Annotated in this window: 12 protein-coding genes; 5 read left to right on the top strand and 7 right to left on the bottom strand. The window is 67.1% G+C overall.

The window, feature by feature from the left end:
* Window positions 1-9: 9 nt before the first annotated feature.
* Together AB4Y42_RS23695 and AB4Y42_RS23690 are read right to left on the bottom strand one after the other, a co-directional pair.
* The gene (locus tag AB4Y42_RS23695; protein WP_368690810.1) at window positions 10-558 is read right to left on the bottom strand and encodes a DUF488 family protein; all 549 of its coding nucleotides are present in this window, start codon (window positions 556-558) and stop codon (window positions 10-12) included.
* Between the two features lie 120 nt (window positions 559-678).
* Entirely contained in the window at window positions 679-1,386 is a 708-nt protein-coding gene (locus AB4Y42_RS23690) for a transposase (protein WP_368695515.1), read from the bottom strand.
* A gap of 21 nt (window positions 1,387-1,407) precedes the next feature.
* On the opposite strand from AB4Y42_RS23690, the gene AB4Y42_RS23685 reads away from it, so the two are divergent.
* The gene (locus AB4Y42_RS23685) at window positions 1,408-1,536 is read left to right on the top strand and encodes a hypothetical protein (RefSeq protein WP_342923091.1); all 129 of its coding nucleotides are present in this window, start codon (window positions 1,408-1,410) and stop codon (window positions 1,534-1,536) included.
* 204 nt (window positions 1,537-1,740) lie between these two features.
* Here the strand turns inward: AB4Y42_RS23685 and AB4Y42_RS23680 are convergent, their stop codons facing one another.
* Window positions 1,741-2,688, bottom strand: a complete 948-nt coding sequence (locus AB4Y42_RS23680) for an NAD-dependent epimerase/dehydratase family protein (RefSeq protein ID WP_368695514.1) — start codon at window positions 2,686-2,688, stop codon at window positions 1,741-1,743.
* Window positions 2,688-4,406, bottom strand: coding sequence for an FAD-dependent oxidoreductase (locus AB4Y42_RS23675; RefSeq protein WP_368695513.1), 1,719 nt, complete (start codon window positions 4,404-4,406; stop codon window positions 2,688-2,690). The genes AB4Y42_RS23680 and AB4Y42_RS23675 overlap by 1 nt, the downstream gene beginning before the upstream one ends.
* Window positions 4,407-4,714: 308 nt before the next feature.
* Here AB4Y42_RS23675 and AB4Y42_RS23670 point away from each other — a divergent pair, with 308 nt between their 5' ends.
* Window positions 4,715-5,539 carry a WecB/TagA/CpsF family glycosyltransferase gene (locus AB4Y42_RS23670; protein WP_368695512.1) on the top strand — a complete coding sequence of 275 codons (825 nt, stop codon included), beginning with the start codon at window positions 4,715-4,717 and terminating at the stop codon, window positions 5,537-5,539.
* 58 nt (window positions 5,540-5,597) lie between these two features.
* Here the strand turns inward: AB4Y42_RS23670 and AB4Y42_RS23665 are convergent, their stop codons facing one another.
* The gene (locus tag AB4Y42_RS23665; protein ID WP_368695511.1) at window positions 5,598-7,040 is read right to left on the bottom strand and encodes an undecaprenyl-phosphate glucose phosphotransferase; all 1,443 of its coding nucleotides are present in this window, start codon (window positions 7,038-7,040) and stop codon (window positions 5,598-5,600) included.
* A gap of 643 nt (window positions 7,041-7,683) precedes the next feature.
* A complete protein-coding gene (locus AB4Y42_RS23660; RefSeq protein ID WP_368690603.1) occupies window positions 7,684-8,040 on the bottom strand; it encodes a DUF4148 domain-containing protein in 357 nt (118 codons plus the stop codon).
* 271 nt (window positions 8,041-8,311) lie between these two features.
* Between AB4Y42_RS23660 and AB4Y42_RS23655 the strand changes: the two genes are divergently transcribed.
* From AB4Y42_RS23655 to AB4Y42_RS23645, 3 genes are read left to right on the top strand one after another with little or no spacing between them, the layout of a single operon-like run.
* Window positions 8,312-11,518, top strand: a complete 3,207-nt coding sequence (locus AB4Y42_RS23655) for an efflux RND transporter permease subunit (protein ID WP_368695510.1) — start codon at window positions 8,312-8,314, stop codon at window positions 11,516-11,518.
* Between the two features lie 12 nt (window positions 11,519-11,530).
* A complete protein-coding gene (locus AB4Y42_RS23650) occupies window positions 11,531-12,745 on the top strand; it encodes an efflux RND transporter periplasmic adaptor subunit (RefSeq protein ID WP_368695509.1) in 1,215 nt (404 codons plus the stop codon).
* A gap of 12 nt (window positions 12,746-12,757) precedes the next feature.
* Window positions 12,758-14,242, top strand: coding sequence for an efflux transporter outer membrane subunit (locus tag AB4Y42_RS23645; RefSeq protein ID WP_368695508.1), 1,485 nt, complete (start codon window positions 12,758-12,760; stop codon window positions 14,240-14,242).
* On the opposite strand, the gene AB4Y42_RS23640 is transcribed toward AB4Y42_RS23645, so the two are convergent.
* A complete protein-coding gene (locus AB4Y42_RS23640) occupies window positions 14,217-15,632 on the bottom strand; it encodes a heavy metal sensor histidine kinase (RefSeq protein WP_368695658.1) in 1,416 nt (471 codons plus the stop codon). The two genes, AB4Y42_RS23645 and AB4Y42_RS23640, sit on opposite strands and share 26 nt — an antisense overlap.

Here is a 15,632-nt window from a genome sequence, read left to right as displayed (position 1 = left end):
GATGGCAATTCAGGTTTTCGCCTGGTTCGCCGGGGGATAGACGATCGACCCATCAGGACGAACGACCGCCCCCGCCGTCAGTTGCGCGGGTTCGTGCCGTTGCGCACTCATGATGTGTAAAACCGTTTCACCGCGCGCGATCAGATAGTCGGCGATGATGCGTCGGTGACACCGCCACCAGACGGCTTCCGAGCACATCACGGCACAGCGCCTGGCGCGCCCCTGTTCGATCAGATGATCGATGCCCGCGTGAAACGCCTCGGAAAGCGCGTAATCGGCGTAATGATGGAAGCTGCTGTTGATCCAGAAGCCATTGACGTCCGCGGAGACGGTTCGCGATTTTCCGCGCAGACCGCCGAGAACGGATTCGTGCTCGTATGAGATCTCGCAGGCCGCAAGCGCTGCGGGCAAGGTTTCCTCGTTGAATTGCGGGTTGGTTCTCGACCTCGGCATTTTTCTGACGTCGACGAGCATGCCGATGTCCGCACCCCTCAACAGCCCGATAAATTCATCGAGGGTGCGGTCGGAATGGCCGATCGTGAAGAATGGGAGATTCACTTCCCGCCTGCGCGTGAACAATAGCTGGATGACTCGCCGAGCGCTTATTATGCGCCTCCACGAAAGAGGCGCACGCTCGTGATTCCGCTCGCTGTGCAGCGGCTAGCCCTTCGTCGCTCGTCATGCGTGGGCGCTAGCCGTGCGAACCTTGCTCGGCCGGTCGCGCAGCAGCAATGGCATCAACCGCCGGTTGGCGGTCTGCGCCGCCCACTCGCAGTATGCCGCGCTACCGAGCACCCAGCCTTCGAGCGTCGCCCGCATCAGGTTGTTGACCTCGGCTTCGTCCAGAGGCTGCACGCCCAGATCGCGGTAGGACTCGTGGCGCTCGAACGGCGTATCGCCGAGCGCCCGGTAGAGCGGATGGTCCTTGATGAACCTGTCGACACGCAACCCGACGTGGTGCGTGTAGCTCGACCACGGATAGTTGCCCGGCTCGGCCACGAGGTGGTTGCGCACCGGCGCATGATCGATGACCTGGCTCGCGAGCAGAAAATAGCGGTCGGGTTCGATCACGGTTGCCCGGTACTCGCCACGCCACATCGCACCGCGGCGGCCATGGCGGCGGTTGAAAGTCTCGACATAGCGACGGCAAACCGCCTGCATCGCCATGGCCACGCTCGACTCGTAGGAAGGCGTGACGAGGAACTGCACCGCGTCGGGCATGAGCACCCACGCGTGGACTGCCAGATCGGCGACGCGCGCGGCGTCCGCGAGGCAGGCGAGGAAGTAGAGGTAGTCTCCTTCGTCGAGGAATGCGGGCCCTTTGAGCCCCTGCAAGATAACGTGCTGCGGTTGTTCTGGGACGTAGTGCCGTGCAAGCCGTGTCATGCTGAATTAACCGGAAATCCGATGTGGGGAAGCGATCCGACAGGTATCGATCGCCTGACGCTGCGTGAGTGGATCTACGCTCAAATTCTATGGGGCGCGCGCGTGCGTCTGCGTCGCGAACAGGCCTTTTTTATGGCCTCAATTCGCTGATTTGCCGATTTGAGCGCATGCTTTTTTATGCCGCCGCTGAATAGCCGTCGCGTCGCGATCCGGCACCACAAAGGCGTCGCAACATGAGGGTACGATGGTCGAAGCGGCTGCGGTTGCCGAATGTTGTTTGCAGGAGTCCGAACGATAACGGCAAGCCGAAGCCCGAGACTCCGGCGAACCGAAACCCGGACTAACCCGACCGGTTCAGTCGGCGCGCGATGCCGCCGCCACGAACGCTTCGGCCTGCAGCGCGACGCGCCACGGCGTCCACGTCATGTCAAACGCCTGTTCCGCGCGGCGCGCGTCGAGCCGGATGTCCTGTTGCCACAGCCGCGCGAGCGAAGGCGGCATCGGCGGCGGCACCTTCACGCCACCCAGTTTCCGTCCGGCGATCCCGGCAATCTTCAGTGCGGGCGCCCACAGCTTCGTTTCGAGCGCAAGACGCCGCGCACCGATCCGCTCCACCGGCGTCGCCCCCAGAATGCGTGCGTATGCGACGAAGTACTCGTTCCAGCGCGGCGCCTGGGCCATCGCCAGGTTGTAGGCCTGAGCGCCCGAAGCCGGCGTGCGCAGCGCGGCCAGCGCCGCCCGCACGACGTCATCGATGTGAACGAGATTGCTGCAACCGTCGCCGGCAGCGCCGAGGTCGCCCAGGCGCCGCGCGCGCAGCAGTTGCGCAATGCGCGCCGACCACTGCGGACTGCCGCCTCCGTAGATGCACCCCGGGCGCAATATCGTCAGCGCGGGCAGCGAAGCGAGCAGTCGTTCCGACTCGACCTTCGCATGGCCATAGGGGCTCACGGCGTCGAGCGCCGCCGCTTCGTCGATACGGCCTTCGGCGGCGCCGTACACCGCCATCGAACTGAAGTGGACCACTGGCAGCGGCGCACCGCGTGACGCCAGCGCGGCAGCCAGCGCGCGCGCATTCGCGACGATCGTCGCCGGCGCACCCGCCACGCAGTTGACCACGCCGTCCACGTCGGCCAGCGCGGCGGCGAGCGACGCGGGGTCCGCGGCATCGACACGGCGCAGGCCGCTTCCTTGCCGGCGCGAGGCGGCCACCGGCTCGGCCCACCCGGTACTGTTCAACGCTTTCACCAGATGGCGGCCGACGAAGCCGGTCGCGCCGAGAACGAGAATACGGGCTTTCATCACGCGGGTTCGGATTGGTTTGCGATGGGAACGGGCAGCGCGCCGAGATCGGCGGCGCCCTTGAGGTGTTCGGCGAGCCGCAGGGCGAGCGCGACGATGGTCAAGGTCGGATTCGCCTGGCCCGAAGTCGGGAACACGGCGGCGCCCGCCACATAGACGTTGTCCGCTTCGTGCAGCCGGCAGTCGGCATCGACCACGCTCGTGCGCGCGTCGCGCCCCATGCGCGCCGTGCCGATGTGATGGCCGCCATAGGCGCCGTAGCGCGTCATTTCGGCTTCGACCTGCGCGGGGTCGTAGCTGAAGCGGCCCACGCCCGCGCGCTCGACCTCGTGCGCGAGCGCGGCGAGCGCGCGGCTCACGGTCTCGACGTCCTGTTGCGTATACCGCCAGTCCACATGAATGCGGCGCAGGCCGAGCGCATCGGTGTCGTCGCCGAGCGTCACGCGGCTCGCCGGATTGGGCTCCTGCTCCGCATGGAAGTCGAGCGAGAAGCGCAGATTCGCGGGCCGCACGATCACCGAGGGGAACTTGCGCGCGGCCAGCGTGCGCCGCCGCAGCCAGTGCCACAGGAAACGCGCCGTGTTCGGCGCGTCGGCGACGGCGTTCTTTGCGTGCGCGAGCGTGGAGCCCGCATAGCCTTCGGGCGCGCCGTCGTAGAGGCGCTTCGCGTATTCGTAGGGCACGATGCCGCGCGCGAGATACAGCGCGGAGAGGATGCCGTTGCCGTGCCCGGCGTCCGGAATGCGCGGATGATGCAGGCGCGCAATGAAGTTGCCCGCGCGCAGCGCGGCTTGCTGTTCCGGGCGCAGTGCGAGGCGGCGACGGCAATAGATGCCCTCTTCCGTCACCTCGTAGCCGTGCCAGACGGACTGTGCCGCCGCGAGATCGAGCGTGCCGATCGTGCCCGCGAGATGGCTCATGTAATAGCGGCCCACCACGTCGTGGGCGTTGCCGAGCCCCCGGCCGCTCGGCCCGGGGCTGTTGAGCAACAGACGCGGCACTTCGAGGCCGCCAGCCGCGAGCACGTAGGCGCGCGCGGCCACCTCGAACGTCGCGCCGCCCGTCGCGTCCTTTGTATTGAGCACGCGCACCTGGGCCGCGCCGACGCGCCGCGTCGAACCCGCCAGCATCGGCAGGCGGCACAGGTTCGCATGCTGTAGCACGCGCACGGAGCCCTTCGCGAGGCGCGCCCGGTAACGCTGACCGAAATCGGTCGGGCAGCTGAAGCGCTCGAGCGTGTGCGTCGAAAACACGTCGCTGGCAAAGCCGCCGATCATCGGACGCGGCGGCACGGCGAACGCGCCTTCGGCCGTATAGGCGAATTCGCCCGCTTCGCACAGCGCGTTGGCTTGCGGGTAGTGGCGCAGCACATCGGCGAAGGCGATCGGCCAGCCGCTGTGCGCGACGTAGGCGCGCGTCTCGAAGTCGAGCGCGTCGAGCGGCATGCAGCGGCCGCCCCACAGCGTGGTCGAGCCGCCGAAGCGGCGCACGCGGTAGTGGTCGGGCGGCGGATGCAGCGCCGCGTTCGCCACCGTGCCCGCGTACAGCTGCTGGGTGGCGGGCTCGGGCGCATCGCCGCCGCTCTCCAGCACGATCACGTCGAGCCCGCTCTCTTCCAGCGCGAGCGCGAGCGCAATGCCGGCGGCGCCGGCGCCCACGATGCACAGGTCCGCGTGCAGCGTCGTGCCGGCGGGAATCTCACGGGCGTCGGTGATCATCGTCTGTTACGTATGGGAAAGGGAAAACGGGCCGCGGCGATCGTAACCGATCGCCCGCGTGCAACCACCGGCGCCACCAGAGAAATTTCAGACGCATCCCGATTTTTGTCTCTAAAAAAACACTGTCGTATTACCCGACGCACCGACACAGCAGTAAGATTCTGTCTGAAGTCCAAAACGCCTTGGCAAAAGCCAGGAGACCAGAAAAAAACATAACGTACGTCGCATGACGGGGTGGCACGACGCCGGTTCAACGGGCGCCGTGCGTGGCTCTCGTCGTGTGCGCACGTCGGGGTCACAAAAACAAGATGAGCACGCCTTACATAACAGCGGCGCCGCAGGCGGCCGCACGGGGTGTCTTCAAGCCGAGCATTCCCTTGTTCGGTCTCAATATCGCCGCCGTGTCGTTCGACACCGCGCTCGACGTGCTTTGCACCGCCGCCTTGCAGCGCGACGGCCGGGCGCAGGTGGCGGTCACGCCGAACGTCGACCACGTGGTGCGTCTCGACACGCAGCCCGATCTGCAACGCCTTTACCGCACCGCCGACTTCCTGTTCGCGGACGGCATGCCCGTGGTCTGGGCGAGCCGCCTGTTCGGCGCGCCGCTGCCGGAACGCGTGACCGGCTCGGACCTGTTGCCCGCACTGTGCGAGCGCGCCCACGCAGCCGGCTGGAAAGTGGTGGTGGTGGGCGGCCGCCCGGGGCACGAAGCCACGCTCGTGGATGGCTTCGCGCAGCACTATCCGGGCCTCGACGTCGAGGTGATCGCGCCTTCCATGACGTTCGACCCGACCGGCCCCGAGGGCGATGCGGTGGCCGAACGCGTGCGCGCGGCCGCGCCCGATATCGTGTTCGTGTGCCTCGGCATGCCCAAGCAGGAACGCTGGGCCCTCCATCACGCGGGCAAGCTGCCGGGCGGCCTCATGCTGTGCGCGGGGGCGGCCGTCGAGTTCGCCGTCGGCCTGCAGCAACGCGCCCCCGTGTGGATGCAGCGCTGCGGTCTCGAATGGTGCTGGCGCATCAAACAGGACCCCGCACGCCTGTGGCGCCGCTACCTCGTGGACGACCGCCGCTTCTTCGCCATCCTGTGGCGTCACTGGCGCATGGCGCGCGCGCAGCAGCGCGCGGCGTAACGCCGCCGATGCGAGCGCGGCCGGCTCACGTCCGGCCTCGTCTCGCGCGGCGCACGCTTCACACCGCATTGCGGCCCGAGACGATCGACGGGATCGTCTTCAGCAGGATCTGCAGGTCGAGCCACAGCGACCAGTGCGTGATGTAGTAGCGGTCGTACTCCACGCGGCGCTGCATCTTGTCGGGCGTGTCGGTCAAGCCGCGCAGCCCGTTGATCTGCGCCCAGCCGGTAATGCCCGGCTTCACGCTATGGCGCAGCATGTAGCCGGGAATCAGTTGCCGGTACTCTTCGTTGTGCTCCGCAGCGTGCGGACGCGGACCCACGAGACTCATCGAACCGCCCAGCACGTTGAAGAGCTGCGGCAACTCATCGAGCGAAGTCCGGCGCAGATAGCGCCCCACGCCCGTGATCCGGTCGTCGCCGCTGCGGGCCTGGCGCACACCCTGCTCTTCTGCGTCGCCCTCGTTGTACGCCGCGACGCGCATCGAGCGGAATTTGTGCACGACGATCGCCCGGCCGTGCTCGCCGTTGCGGCGCTGTTTGAACATCACCGGGCCCGGCGAATCGAGCCGGATCGCCAGCGCGATCGCGAGCATGACTGGCCACAGCAGCGCGAGCAGCAACGCGGCGCCGGCAAGGTCGACCGCGCGCTTGAGCATGCGCGAAAGGCCCAGAATCGGCACGTCGTGGAGCGCCAGCAGCGGCACTCCGGCGAGGTCTGCGCCGGTCGTCGCGACGTCTTCGAGGTAGCGCAACTCGGGCACGAGATAGATCGCGGCCGTCGAATCGTAGAGGCGCGTCACGATGTCGGCCGTGATGTCCTTCACTTCCGTTGCGTCGGCGCGCGCCATTGCGGCCTGGTTCATCGCGAGGAACACGATCTCGTAGTCGTTCGCGTGGATGCGCGCGGCCGCGTCTTCATAGCGGCCGAGATAAGGCGGCAGCGCTTCGCCGTCACGCGGCACGGCGGGTGCGTCGTTGTAATAGCCCGTCACGTGAATGCCGAGAATCGGCGAACGCCGCAGGCGCAGGTTAAGCTTGCGCGCCTCGCTACCCATGCCGAAGAACACCGCACGGCGCAGGTTGCCGGGCGCGTTGTTGACGCTGTGGGCCACGCCGCGCAAAACGGCCAGCCCGACGAGCTGCAGCGGCAGCGCGATGGCGGCCCACTGCACGACCAGCGAGCGCAGGGCCGTCGTGCCGCTGTCGCCATGCGTCACGAACAGCAGCACCATGAGCGCGACCGGCAGCCGGCACCAGCGCCATGCGCCGCGGCCCAGCATCCACCAGAGATGACGCGCGCTGGCGATCAGGTGAAAGCGCGCAAACACGACGAACGCGGCCACGGCGAACGCGCCGGTCAACGCACGCGTGTACGGCGTGTCGCCGGTCTGTCCGCGCAGCAACAACAGCGCGACGAGCGCGCCCGTATTGAGCGCCGCGCTGATGACACCGACCAGCGCCATAAAGAGGCGATGATGGTGGGTCGACTGGGTGGACATGACGGGTTCGGCCGGTATGTGCGACTGTTCGATACGCCTGATTGGCATGACGGCGGGATTAGACCGCGGGGGGGAATGACCGTCTGCGCAAGGCGCAACAGCGGCAAGCGGCGCCAGACGATTCGCCGGAACGGCGAAACGCGAGACTCAAACGCTTGCGATTGAACACACGATCCGAACGTACGCGCTTTTTTTAAACATCGCGCGCGATTCGTAGTGCAAGACGGCCGCTCCCCGTCGGCCTGATGGCGCGGACTCCTGTTCCGGTGGCGCGAGTGGTCTGGGTTCGCGCCAATAGCCCGGAATGGAGAGCGGCCATCCCAATTCGCGCGTATCTTACCAGCGCATTATGAATTTGCGTGATCCGGAAAGATGACGCCGTAAAAACACGCGATATTGTGGTGAATTTGCCAATGCGGCTGATTTAACGCCGCCGTTATTAATGGGGCAGGTTCGCAGCTTTAATAAAAATGAATAACGCTTTTTTACGCGCGAATGGGGCGAATTACGTCCGCGCAAACGTTTGATCAAGCGAATCGAAATGCGCGGCGGCGCCCGGCGTTATCGCCGGGGCTGCTGCGCCGCGCTCGAGCACTCAGCGGCTCGCGCATTGACCCGCGCATTGACCCGCGCAGTGGCCCGCTCAGTGGCCCGCATAAATCGACCGCTCGCCGACGCTCGCCACGACCGGCGCACCCGCGTCCGAGCTGCCCGTCATCGCCACACCGCCGACCGCCGTGCTGCCGGGCGCGGCCTGCTGGGTCTTTTGCGCCTGCTCCTGCGCCACGATCGCCTCCGCGTGCTGAATGTCATCCGGGTAGTTGACGTCCTTGGCCACAGGACGATACCCCGCCTGCTCCACCCGCACGAGATCGGCGATCACCTGGGCGCGTGTGACCGGCGCGTTGGCGGGGTCGGCGGGGGTGGCGCTCTGTGCGAAAGCGGCAACCGGAGCGGCCAGGGCGCAGGCAACGAGCAATGTGCAAACGAGTGCTTTCATGATGTTCATCTCTCAAAGAATGGCCGCTGCATCGGGGAGATGCCGCCTCAGCCGCCCTCGGCAATATCGCGAAGGTTGACTGCATTCTGGTCGTGCGGCGCTGACCCAAAGCTGACCTGCTGATTACGAGTTCGTTATCTGGGCGCTACGCGCCCACGGCGGCCAACGTCCCCGCGCGGCAAAGATGACAAATCCGTAATGTCGAGGTCAGCACCGGGTAAGCGCGCCCTCCCGATACTTGCGCCACTCCTGCCTCAACCCGGACCCCGTCATGTGGATCGTAAAACTGGCGCTCAGACGGCCTTACACGTTCATCGTGCTGGCCGTACTGCTCTTTATCCTCGGGCCGCTCGCCATCATGCGCACGCCCACGGACATTTTTCCGAACATCAATATCCCGGTGGTCAGCATCGTCTGGACCTACAACGGCTTCTCCGCCGAGGACATGGCGCACCGCATCACCTCGAACTACGAGCGCGCGCTGACTTCGGACGTGGACGACATCGAGCACATCGAATCCCAGTCGCTCAACGGCGTGTCGGTCGTGAAGGTGTTCTTCCATCCGGGCGCCGACATCAACCGCGCGATTGCCGAAGCGGCGTCGAACTCCGCCTCGATCCTGCGCGTGCTGCCGCCCGGCACGCTGCCGCCGAACATCATCACGTACAACGCCTCCACGGTGCCAGTGCTGCAACTGGGCCTGTCCAGCGCGACCTTGCCCGAGCAGTCGCTTTACGACCTCGGCAACAGCTTCATCCGCACGCAGCTCGCGACCGTCCAGGGCGCGGCCGTGCCGTTGCCCTATGGCGGCAAGATTCGCCAGATCATGGTGCAGCTCGATCCGAAAGCGTTGCAGGCCAAAGGTCTCGCACCCGCGGACGTCGTCAACGCCGTGAACGCGCAGAACCTCATCCTGCCCGGCGGCACCGCGAAGATCGGCTCGCGCGAATACAACGTGGAAATGAACGGCAGCACGCAAACCGTCGCGGCGCTCAACGACCTGCCCATCAAGACCGTGAATGGCAGCGTGGTGTATGTGCGCGACGTCGCGCACGTGATCGACGGTTACGCCCCGCAAACGAATATCGTGCGCGCGGACGGCAAACGCGCTGCACTCCTTACGGTCGAAAAGACCGGCAGCGCCTCGACGCTCACGATCATCCAGCAGGTGAAGGCCATGCTGCCGACGATCGCCGCGGGCCTGCCGAGTGCGCTCAAGATCACCCCGCTCTCCGATCAGTCCGTGTTCGTGAAGTCGGCGATCTCGGGCGTGGTGCGCGAGGCGCTCATTGCGGCCTGCCTCACCGCCGCGATGATCCTGCTCTTTCTCGGCAGCTGGCGCGCCACGCTGATCATCGCCGTGACGATTCCGCTCGCCGTGCTCACGTCGCTCATCGCGCTCGCGGCGCTCGGCGAGACCATCAACATCATGACGCTCGGCGGGCTCGCGCTTGCGGTCGGCATCCTCGTCGACGACGCCACCGTCGCCATCGAAAACATCACGCATCACCTGGAGCGCGGCGCGGCGCTGCACGATGCCATTCTCAACGGTTCCGGCGAAATCGCCGTGCCGACGTTCGTCTCGACGCTCTCCATCTGCATCGTGTTCGTGCCGATGTTCCTGCTTTCGGGCGTGGCGCGCTATCTGTTCGTGCCGCTCGCCGAGGCCGTGGTGTTCGCGATGTGCGCGTCGTACTTTTTCTCGCGCACGCTGATTCCCACGCTCGCCATGTATCTGCTGCGCGCACGCGCGCCTGACGCTGCACCCAGGCGCGGCATCGCGGGTATGTTGACGCGCTTTCAGGCGGGCTTCGAGCACCGCTTCGAAGCCGTGCGCAACCGCTATCGCGCGCTGCTTCAGGCCGCGATTGCGCAGCGCCGCCGTTTCGTCGTGCTGTGGGTCGCGCTCTGCCTCGGCTCGCTCGTGCTCGTGCCGTTCACCGGACGCGACTTCTTTCCCGCTGTCGATACCGGCGAAATCCGCCTGCATCTGCGCGCGCCCACCGGCACGCGCATCGAGGAAACGGCCCGCCTCACCGACGAAGTCGAAGCGAAGATCCGCAGCGTGATTCCGCCCGCCGAACAAGCCGCGGTGCTCGACAACATCGGCGTGCCGGTGAGCGGCATCAACCTCACATATGACTCGTCGGACCCCATCGGCCCCGAAGATGCGGACATCCTCGTTACGCTCGCGCCGAAGCACAAACCCACCGCGCAATACGTGGCGAAGCTGCGCAACGTGCTCAACGCCGCGTTTCCGGGCGTGACCTTCGCGTTCCTGCCCGCCGACATCGTGAGCCAGATCCTCAACTTCGGCCTGCCCGCGCCCATCGACGTGCAGATCGTCGGCAACAAGCTCGCGCAGAATCGCGTCGTGGCGAACCGCCTGCTCGACCAGATGCGCGGCGTGCGCGGTCTCGTCGACGCACGCATCCAGCAGCCCGGCGACGAGCCCACCATCAACGTCGACGTGGATCGCACGAAGGCCTTGCAAGCAGGCCTCACGCAGCACGACGTGGCGCAGAACCTGCTCATCGCGCTCTCGGGCAGCTCGCAGACCACGCCCAATTTCTGGCTCGATCCGAAGAACGGCGTGAGCTATCCGCTCGTGACCGAGGTGCCGCAATACGATATTCATTCGCTGCAAACGCTCGCCAATATTCCGCTGACGACGTCGCAATCGGTCACGTTCTCGCCGCAAAACCAGCTCGGCACGCTCGGCACGGTTTCGCGCAGCTCGCAGGAAGCCGTGGTCTCGCACTACAACGTGCAGCCCGTGCTCGACATCTTCGCGTCGACACAGGGACGCGACCTGGGCGGCGTCGCCTCCGACGTGAACCGCCTCGTGAACGCCGCGCGCGCGCAACTGCCGCCGGGCTCGTCGATCGTGATGCGCGGCCAGGTGCAGTCGATGAACGCCTCGTTCAGCGGCCTCGCAGCGGGCCTCGTGTTCGCCATCGCGCTCGTGTACCTGCTGATGGTCGTGAACTTCCAGTCGTGGCTCGATCCGCTCATCATCGTGAGCGGCCTGCCGGCCTCGCTCGCCGGCATCGCGTGGATGCTGTTCGTCACGCAAACCACGCTCAGCGTGCCGGCGCTCACGGGCACGATTCTCTGCATGGGTATCGCCACGGCCAACAGCATTCTCGTCATCAACACGGCGCGCGAGTCGCTCGCCGCGGGCATGGAGCCGCTCGCCGCCGCGCTCGACGCGGGCTTCAACCGCTTTCGCCCCGTGCTCATGACGGCGCTCGCCATGCTGATCGGCATGCTGCCGATGGCGCTCGGTCTCGGCGACGGCGGCGAACAGAACGCACCGCTCGGGCGCGCCGTGATCGGCGGCCTCGCGATCGGCACGCTCTCCACGCTCGTGTTCGTGCCGGTCGTGTTCGGCATGGTGCATGGCTGGCTCGCGCAACGCCGCGCCGCGCGCGATGCCAGCAACGATGCGCAAGCCAGTGCAACCACTCACGTTTAATAAGGATTCCAGATGAAATCGCAGACACCGCACGAAGAACGCGATGCCGCGGCGCCAACCGCAACGCGAGGTCGCTCGGCTGTCGTCGTCGGCCTGACCTGCCTCGCCATCGCCGCGACGCTCCTCACGGCGGGCATCGTGCCGCGCCTCGAGGCGCGCACGGCGCAAGCCCGGCAGGTCGCGGCACAGCGCGAGCTGATCGTCTCCACGCTCACGCCCACGCGCGCACCCGCCACGCAAGACCTGTTGCTGCCCGGCTCGGTGATGTCCTGGGCCGACGCCTCGATCTACGCGCGCACGAGCGGGTACGTGCAGCACTGGTACACGGATATCGGCGCGCATGTGAAGGCGGGCCAGACGCTCGCGCAGATCGACACGCCCGAACTCGACGCGCAGCTCCAGCAGGCACGCGCCGACGAAGCCACCGCACAGGCCAACTATCGCTTCGCCAGCAGCACGGCGCAGCGCTGGCAGACGATGCTGCAGACGCAATCGGTTTCCGAGCAGGACGCCCAGGCGAAAACGAGCGACGCCGCCGCGAAACTGGCCACGCTCCAGGCGGCGCAGGCCAACGTGGCGCGGCTGCAGGAGCTGGTTTCCTATCAGAACGTCACGGCGCCTTTCGACGGCGTCATTACGGCGCGCAACGTGCAAGTGGGCGCGCTCGTCACCGCGGGCGGCACGCCCGGCCTCGCCACGATGCCAGGCGAGTTGTTCCATATCTCCCAGACCGACCGGCTGCGCGTGTACGTGGACGTGCCCCAGGACGACGCGAGCCTCGTCACGCCGGGCACGACCGTCTGGCTGACGACGCAGCAATATCCGGGGCGCCGCTTCGAGGCGAGCGTGGCGCGCAGTGCGAACGTGATCGATCCCGTGAGCCGCACGTTGCGCGTGGAAGTCGATGTCGACAACCACGACGGCGCGCTGATGCCCGGCGCCTACGCGCAGGTGCATCTTGCGCTTACGGCGGCCGCGCCCGCGCTCGAACTGCCCGTGAGCGCGCTGCTGTTCCGCCCCGACGGCGTGACCGTCGCGGTGGTGGATGCAAAGAATACGGTGCAATTGCGCAAGGTGACTATCGGCCGGGATTTCGGGACTTACGTGGAAATCGCCACCGGACTCACGCCGACCGATCGCGTCATCAACAATCCCGGCGACGCCATTGCGAGCGGCCAGAGCGTGCGCGTGGTCGCGGCTTCGACGGCTACGCAAGCGAACGCGTAAGTGAGGCTCATCATGTTCGAACACCATCTTCCATCGCTTCGCCGGATCGTCGTCGCCTGCACGGTGGCATCGCTCGCGGCGTGCACTACGCTGCCGCATTACAGCACGCCCTCGGCGGACGTACCCGAGCACTACGCCACACAAGCAGTGCAACCCGCAGCGGCGCCCGGCTGGAGCGTCGCCGCGCCCGCCGACGCCAAATCGCGCGGCCCATGGTGGACGCTCTTCGGCGACGACGACCTCGACCAGCTCGAAGCCCGCGTCGACGTGTCGAACCAGACCGTGCGCCAGGCCGTCGCCAATCTCGAAGCCGCGCGCGCGATGCTCGACTATCAGCGCGCGGGCTATGCGCCGACCGTCACGGCAGGCGTGGCGGCGCAGCGTTACCGGACCTCGCAGAATCTCGTCGACCATTCGCTCGCGGGCAAGACGATTCCCGATTATTCGACGGGCCTCACGGCAAGCTGGGAACCCGACCTGTTCGGGCGCGTCAAGGACGCGACCACCCAGGCGCACGCCAACGCCCAGGCCACGCAAGCCGACCTCGAATCGGTGCGCCTTTCGGTGACGAGCCAGCTGGCTGCGGACTACTTCGATCTGCGCTCGCTCGATCGCCAGAAGAAGCTGCTCGACGACACGGTGACCGCCTACACTGCCGCGCTTCGCATCGTGCAGCAGCAGCTCGCCGATGGCGCGATCGACGCCTCCGCCGTCGCCCAGGCGCAAACCCAGCTCGAAAGCGCGCGCACGGCGGACAGCGACATCGACGTGCAGCGCGCGCAGCTTCAGCACGCCATCGCCACGCTGACCGGCGTGCCCGCTTCGACGTTCAGCCTGCCGCCGCGTGTCGATCCTGCCGTCGTGCCGTCGATTCCCGCGGGTGTGCCCTCCGCGCTGCTCGAACGGCGTCCCGACATCGCGGCGGCCGAGCGGCGCGTGGCCGCGGCCAATGCCGGAATCGGCGTAGCGCGTGCGGCCTTCTATCCCGACCTCACGCTCTCCGCGACGGCGGGCCTCGAAAGCACGTTCTTCGCGCCGTGGCTCAGCGCGCCGAGCCTGTTCTGGTCGCTCGGCTCGCAACTGGCGGGCACGCTCTTCGACGGCGGACGGCGCGACGCCACGCTCAAGGGCGCGAACGCACAATACGACGCGGCCGTGGCCGGCTACCGGCAAACCGTGCTGACGGCGTTCCAGCAAGTCGAAGACAACCTGAGCGCGCTCGACACGCTGGCGAGCGAAGCGCAAAGCCAGCAGCGCGCCACCGCCGCCGCGCAACTCTCGCTCAAGCTCACCACCAACCGCTACCAGGCGGGCGCGGTGAACTATCTCGATGTCGTGACGGCGCAGACCATCGCGCTCTCGAACGAACGCAACGAAGAGCAGATCGCGGCAAGAAGGCTCGATGCGAGCGTGCATCTGCTGGAGGCGCTCGGTGGCGGCTGGGACCGCGCGGCGCTGAGCGACCTGAGCGCTAAGAGCGGGCGAACGTCAGGATGAACCGCGTGCTCGCCGCATCGCTTTCGGCGCGCGCCGAGCCGCCGTGCAGCGCCATGATCGTGCGCACGATCGCGAGCCCCAGACCCGCCGAAGCTCCCGCGCGCGCCTCGCGGTGGCGCGACGCATCCGCGCGATAGAAGCGGTCGAAAATGCGCTCCAGCAACACGGCCTCGATGGGCGGGCCCGGATTGGCTACCGTGATCTCGACGGCCGTTGGCGTCTGCGCGACGCTCAGCGTGATCGCCGCGCCACGCGGCGTATAGCGCAGCGCATTGGCGAGCAGGTTGCCCACGGCGCGCCGGAACAGCTCCTTGTCCGCGCGCAGGCGGCCCTCGCCCTGCACGCGGATTTGCACGCCGGCCTCGTCGGCGAGACCTTCGAAGTAGTCGGCAATCTGCGTGAGCGCTTCGTGCACGTCGAACTCCGCGAGCGTCGTCATGAACTGCGGGTGCTCCGCGCGTGCGAGAAAGATCACGCTTTCGATCATGCGCGAAAGCCGTTCGCATTCCTCGAGATTCGATTCGAGCAATGCCTCGTATTCGGCCGTGGTGCGCTCTCGCGCGAGCGCCACTTCGTTCGCGCCGCGCAGGTTGCCGAGCGGCGTGCGCATGTCGTGCGCGAGATCCGCCGTGTATTGCGACATCCGCTCGAAGCCGCCGTGCAAACGGTCGAGCATGGCGTTGAGCGACTTCGTGAGCGCTTCGAGCTCGCTCGGCGCGCGTTCGACTTCGATGGGGGTATCGAGCCGGTCGACCGTGACCGTGGCCGCGCGCGCCGCCATCTCGCGCAGCGGGCGCAGCGACTCGCGCACGAGCAGCCAGCTCATGAGGAACGCGAGCAGCATGCCCGCCAGGCCGAAGCCGTAGAGCCGCTCGCGATAGTGGTCGAGCAGCCGCCAGCGGTCGGTCATGTCGCGCGCGATGACGATGGTGACGGGCGTGCCGTCCGCCAGCGCGGCGTCGGTGGCGAGTCCGCGCACGGGTACGCCGCGCGCGTTGCGCCACGCCACCACGTCGCCTTCGGTAATGCGTTGCGTCGGCGGGAGGCGCCGTGCGAGCGCCGCTTCCGGAAACGCCGCGTCCGCGATGCCCGCCGTGTTGTGCTCGACGAGTTGCGCACCGCCGATGCCGAGTATTTCCATGGAAAGCGCGGGGTTGCCGAGCACCTGGCTCGTGAGGCGCTCCGCATGGTCGCGCACGTCGTGCTCGTTGTGCAGCTCCTGCGCGAGGCGGCGCGTGTGCCGCGAAATCAGCACGATATCGAGGTCGTCCTGCTGCTTCACTTCGCGGTCGAGCGTGAAATAGAGCGTGCTGCCCACGAGCGCGAATACCGCGAGCGTGGTACCCGCGAAACTCAGCGCGAGCCCGGTGGCGAGCGAGCGCACAGCCAT

The organism is Paraburkholderia sp. EG286B (genome assembly GCF_040965655.1).
Lineage (GTDB): Bacteria > Pseudomonadota > Gammaproteobacteria > Burkholderiales > Burkholderiaceae > Paraburkholderia.
The sequence above is the reverse complement of the archived record's forward strand: the minus strand, read 5'-3'. Positions and strand labels throughout refer to the sequence as shown.

Coding starts and splice junctions, on each gene's coding strand:
- AB4Y42_RS23660 (WP_368690603.1), bottom strand. CDS start 8,040: ATGAAAGCACTCGTTTGCACATTGCTCGTTGCCTGCGCCCTGGCCGCT.
- AB4Y42_RS23665 (WP_368695511.1), bottom strand. CDS start 7,040: ATGTCCACCCAGTCGACCCACCATCATCGCCTCTTTATGGCGCTGGTC.
- AB4Y42_RS23655 (WP_368695510.1), top strand. CDS start 8,312: ATGTGGATCGTAAAACTGGCGCTCAGACGGCCTTACACGTTCATCGTG.
- AB4Y42_RS23680 (WP_368695514.1), bottom strand. CDS start 2,688: ATGAAAGCCCGTATTCTCGTTCTCGGCGCGACCGGCTTCGTCGGCCGC.
- AB4Y42_RS23685 (WP_342923091.1), top strand. CDS start 1,408: ATGTGGGGAAGCGATCCGACAGGTATCGATCGCCTGACGCTGCGTGAG.
- AB4Y42_RS23670 (WP_368695512.1), top strand. CDS start 4,715: ATGAGCACGCCTTACATAACAGCGGCGCCGCAGGCGGCCGCACGGGGT.
- AB4Y42_RS23645 (WP_368695508.1), top strand. CDS start 12,758: ATGTTCGAACACCATCTTCCATCGCTTCGCCGGATCGTCGTCGCCTGC.
- AB4Y42_RS23690 (WP_368695515.1), bottom strand. CDS start 1,386: ATGACACGGCTTGCACGGCACTACGTCCCAGAACAACCGCAGCACGTT.
- AB4Y42_RS23640 (WP_368695658.1), bottom strand. CDS start 15,632: ATGGCTGTGCGCTCGCTCGCCACCGGGCTCGCGCTGAGTTTCGCGGGT.
- AB4Y42_RS23675 (WP_368695513.1), bottom strand. CDS start 4,406: ATGATCACCGACGCCCGTGAGATTCCCGCCGGCACGACGCTGCACGCG.
- AB4Y42_RS23650 (WP_368695509.1), top strand. CDS start 11,531: ATGAAATCGCAGACACCGCACGAAGAACGCGATGCCGCGGCGCCAACC.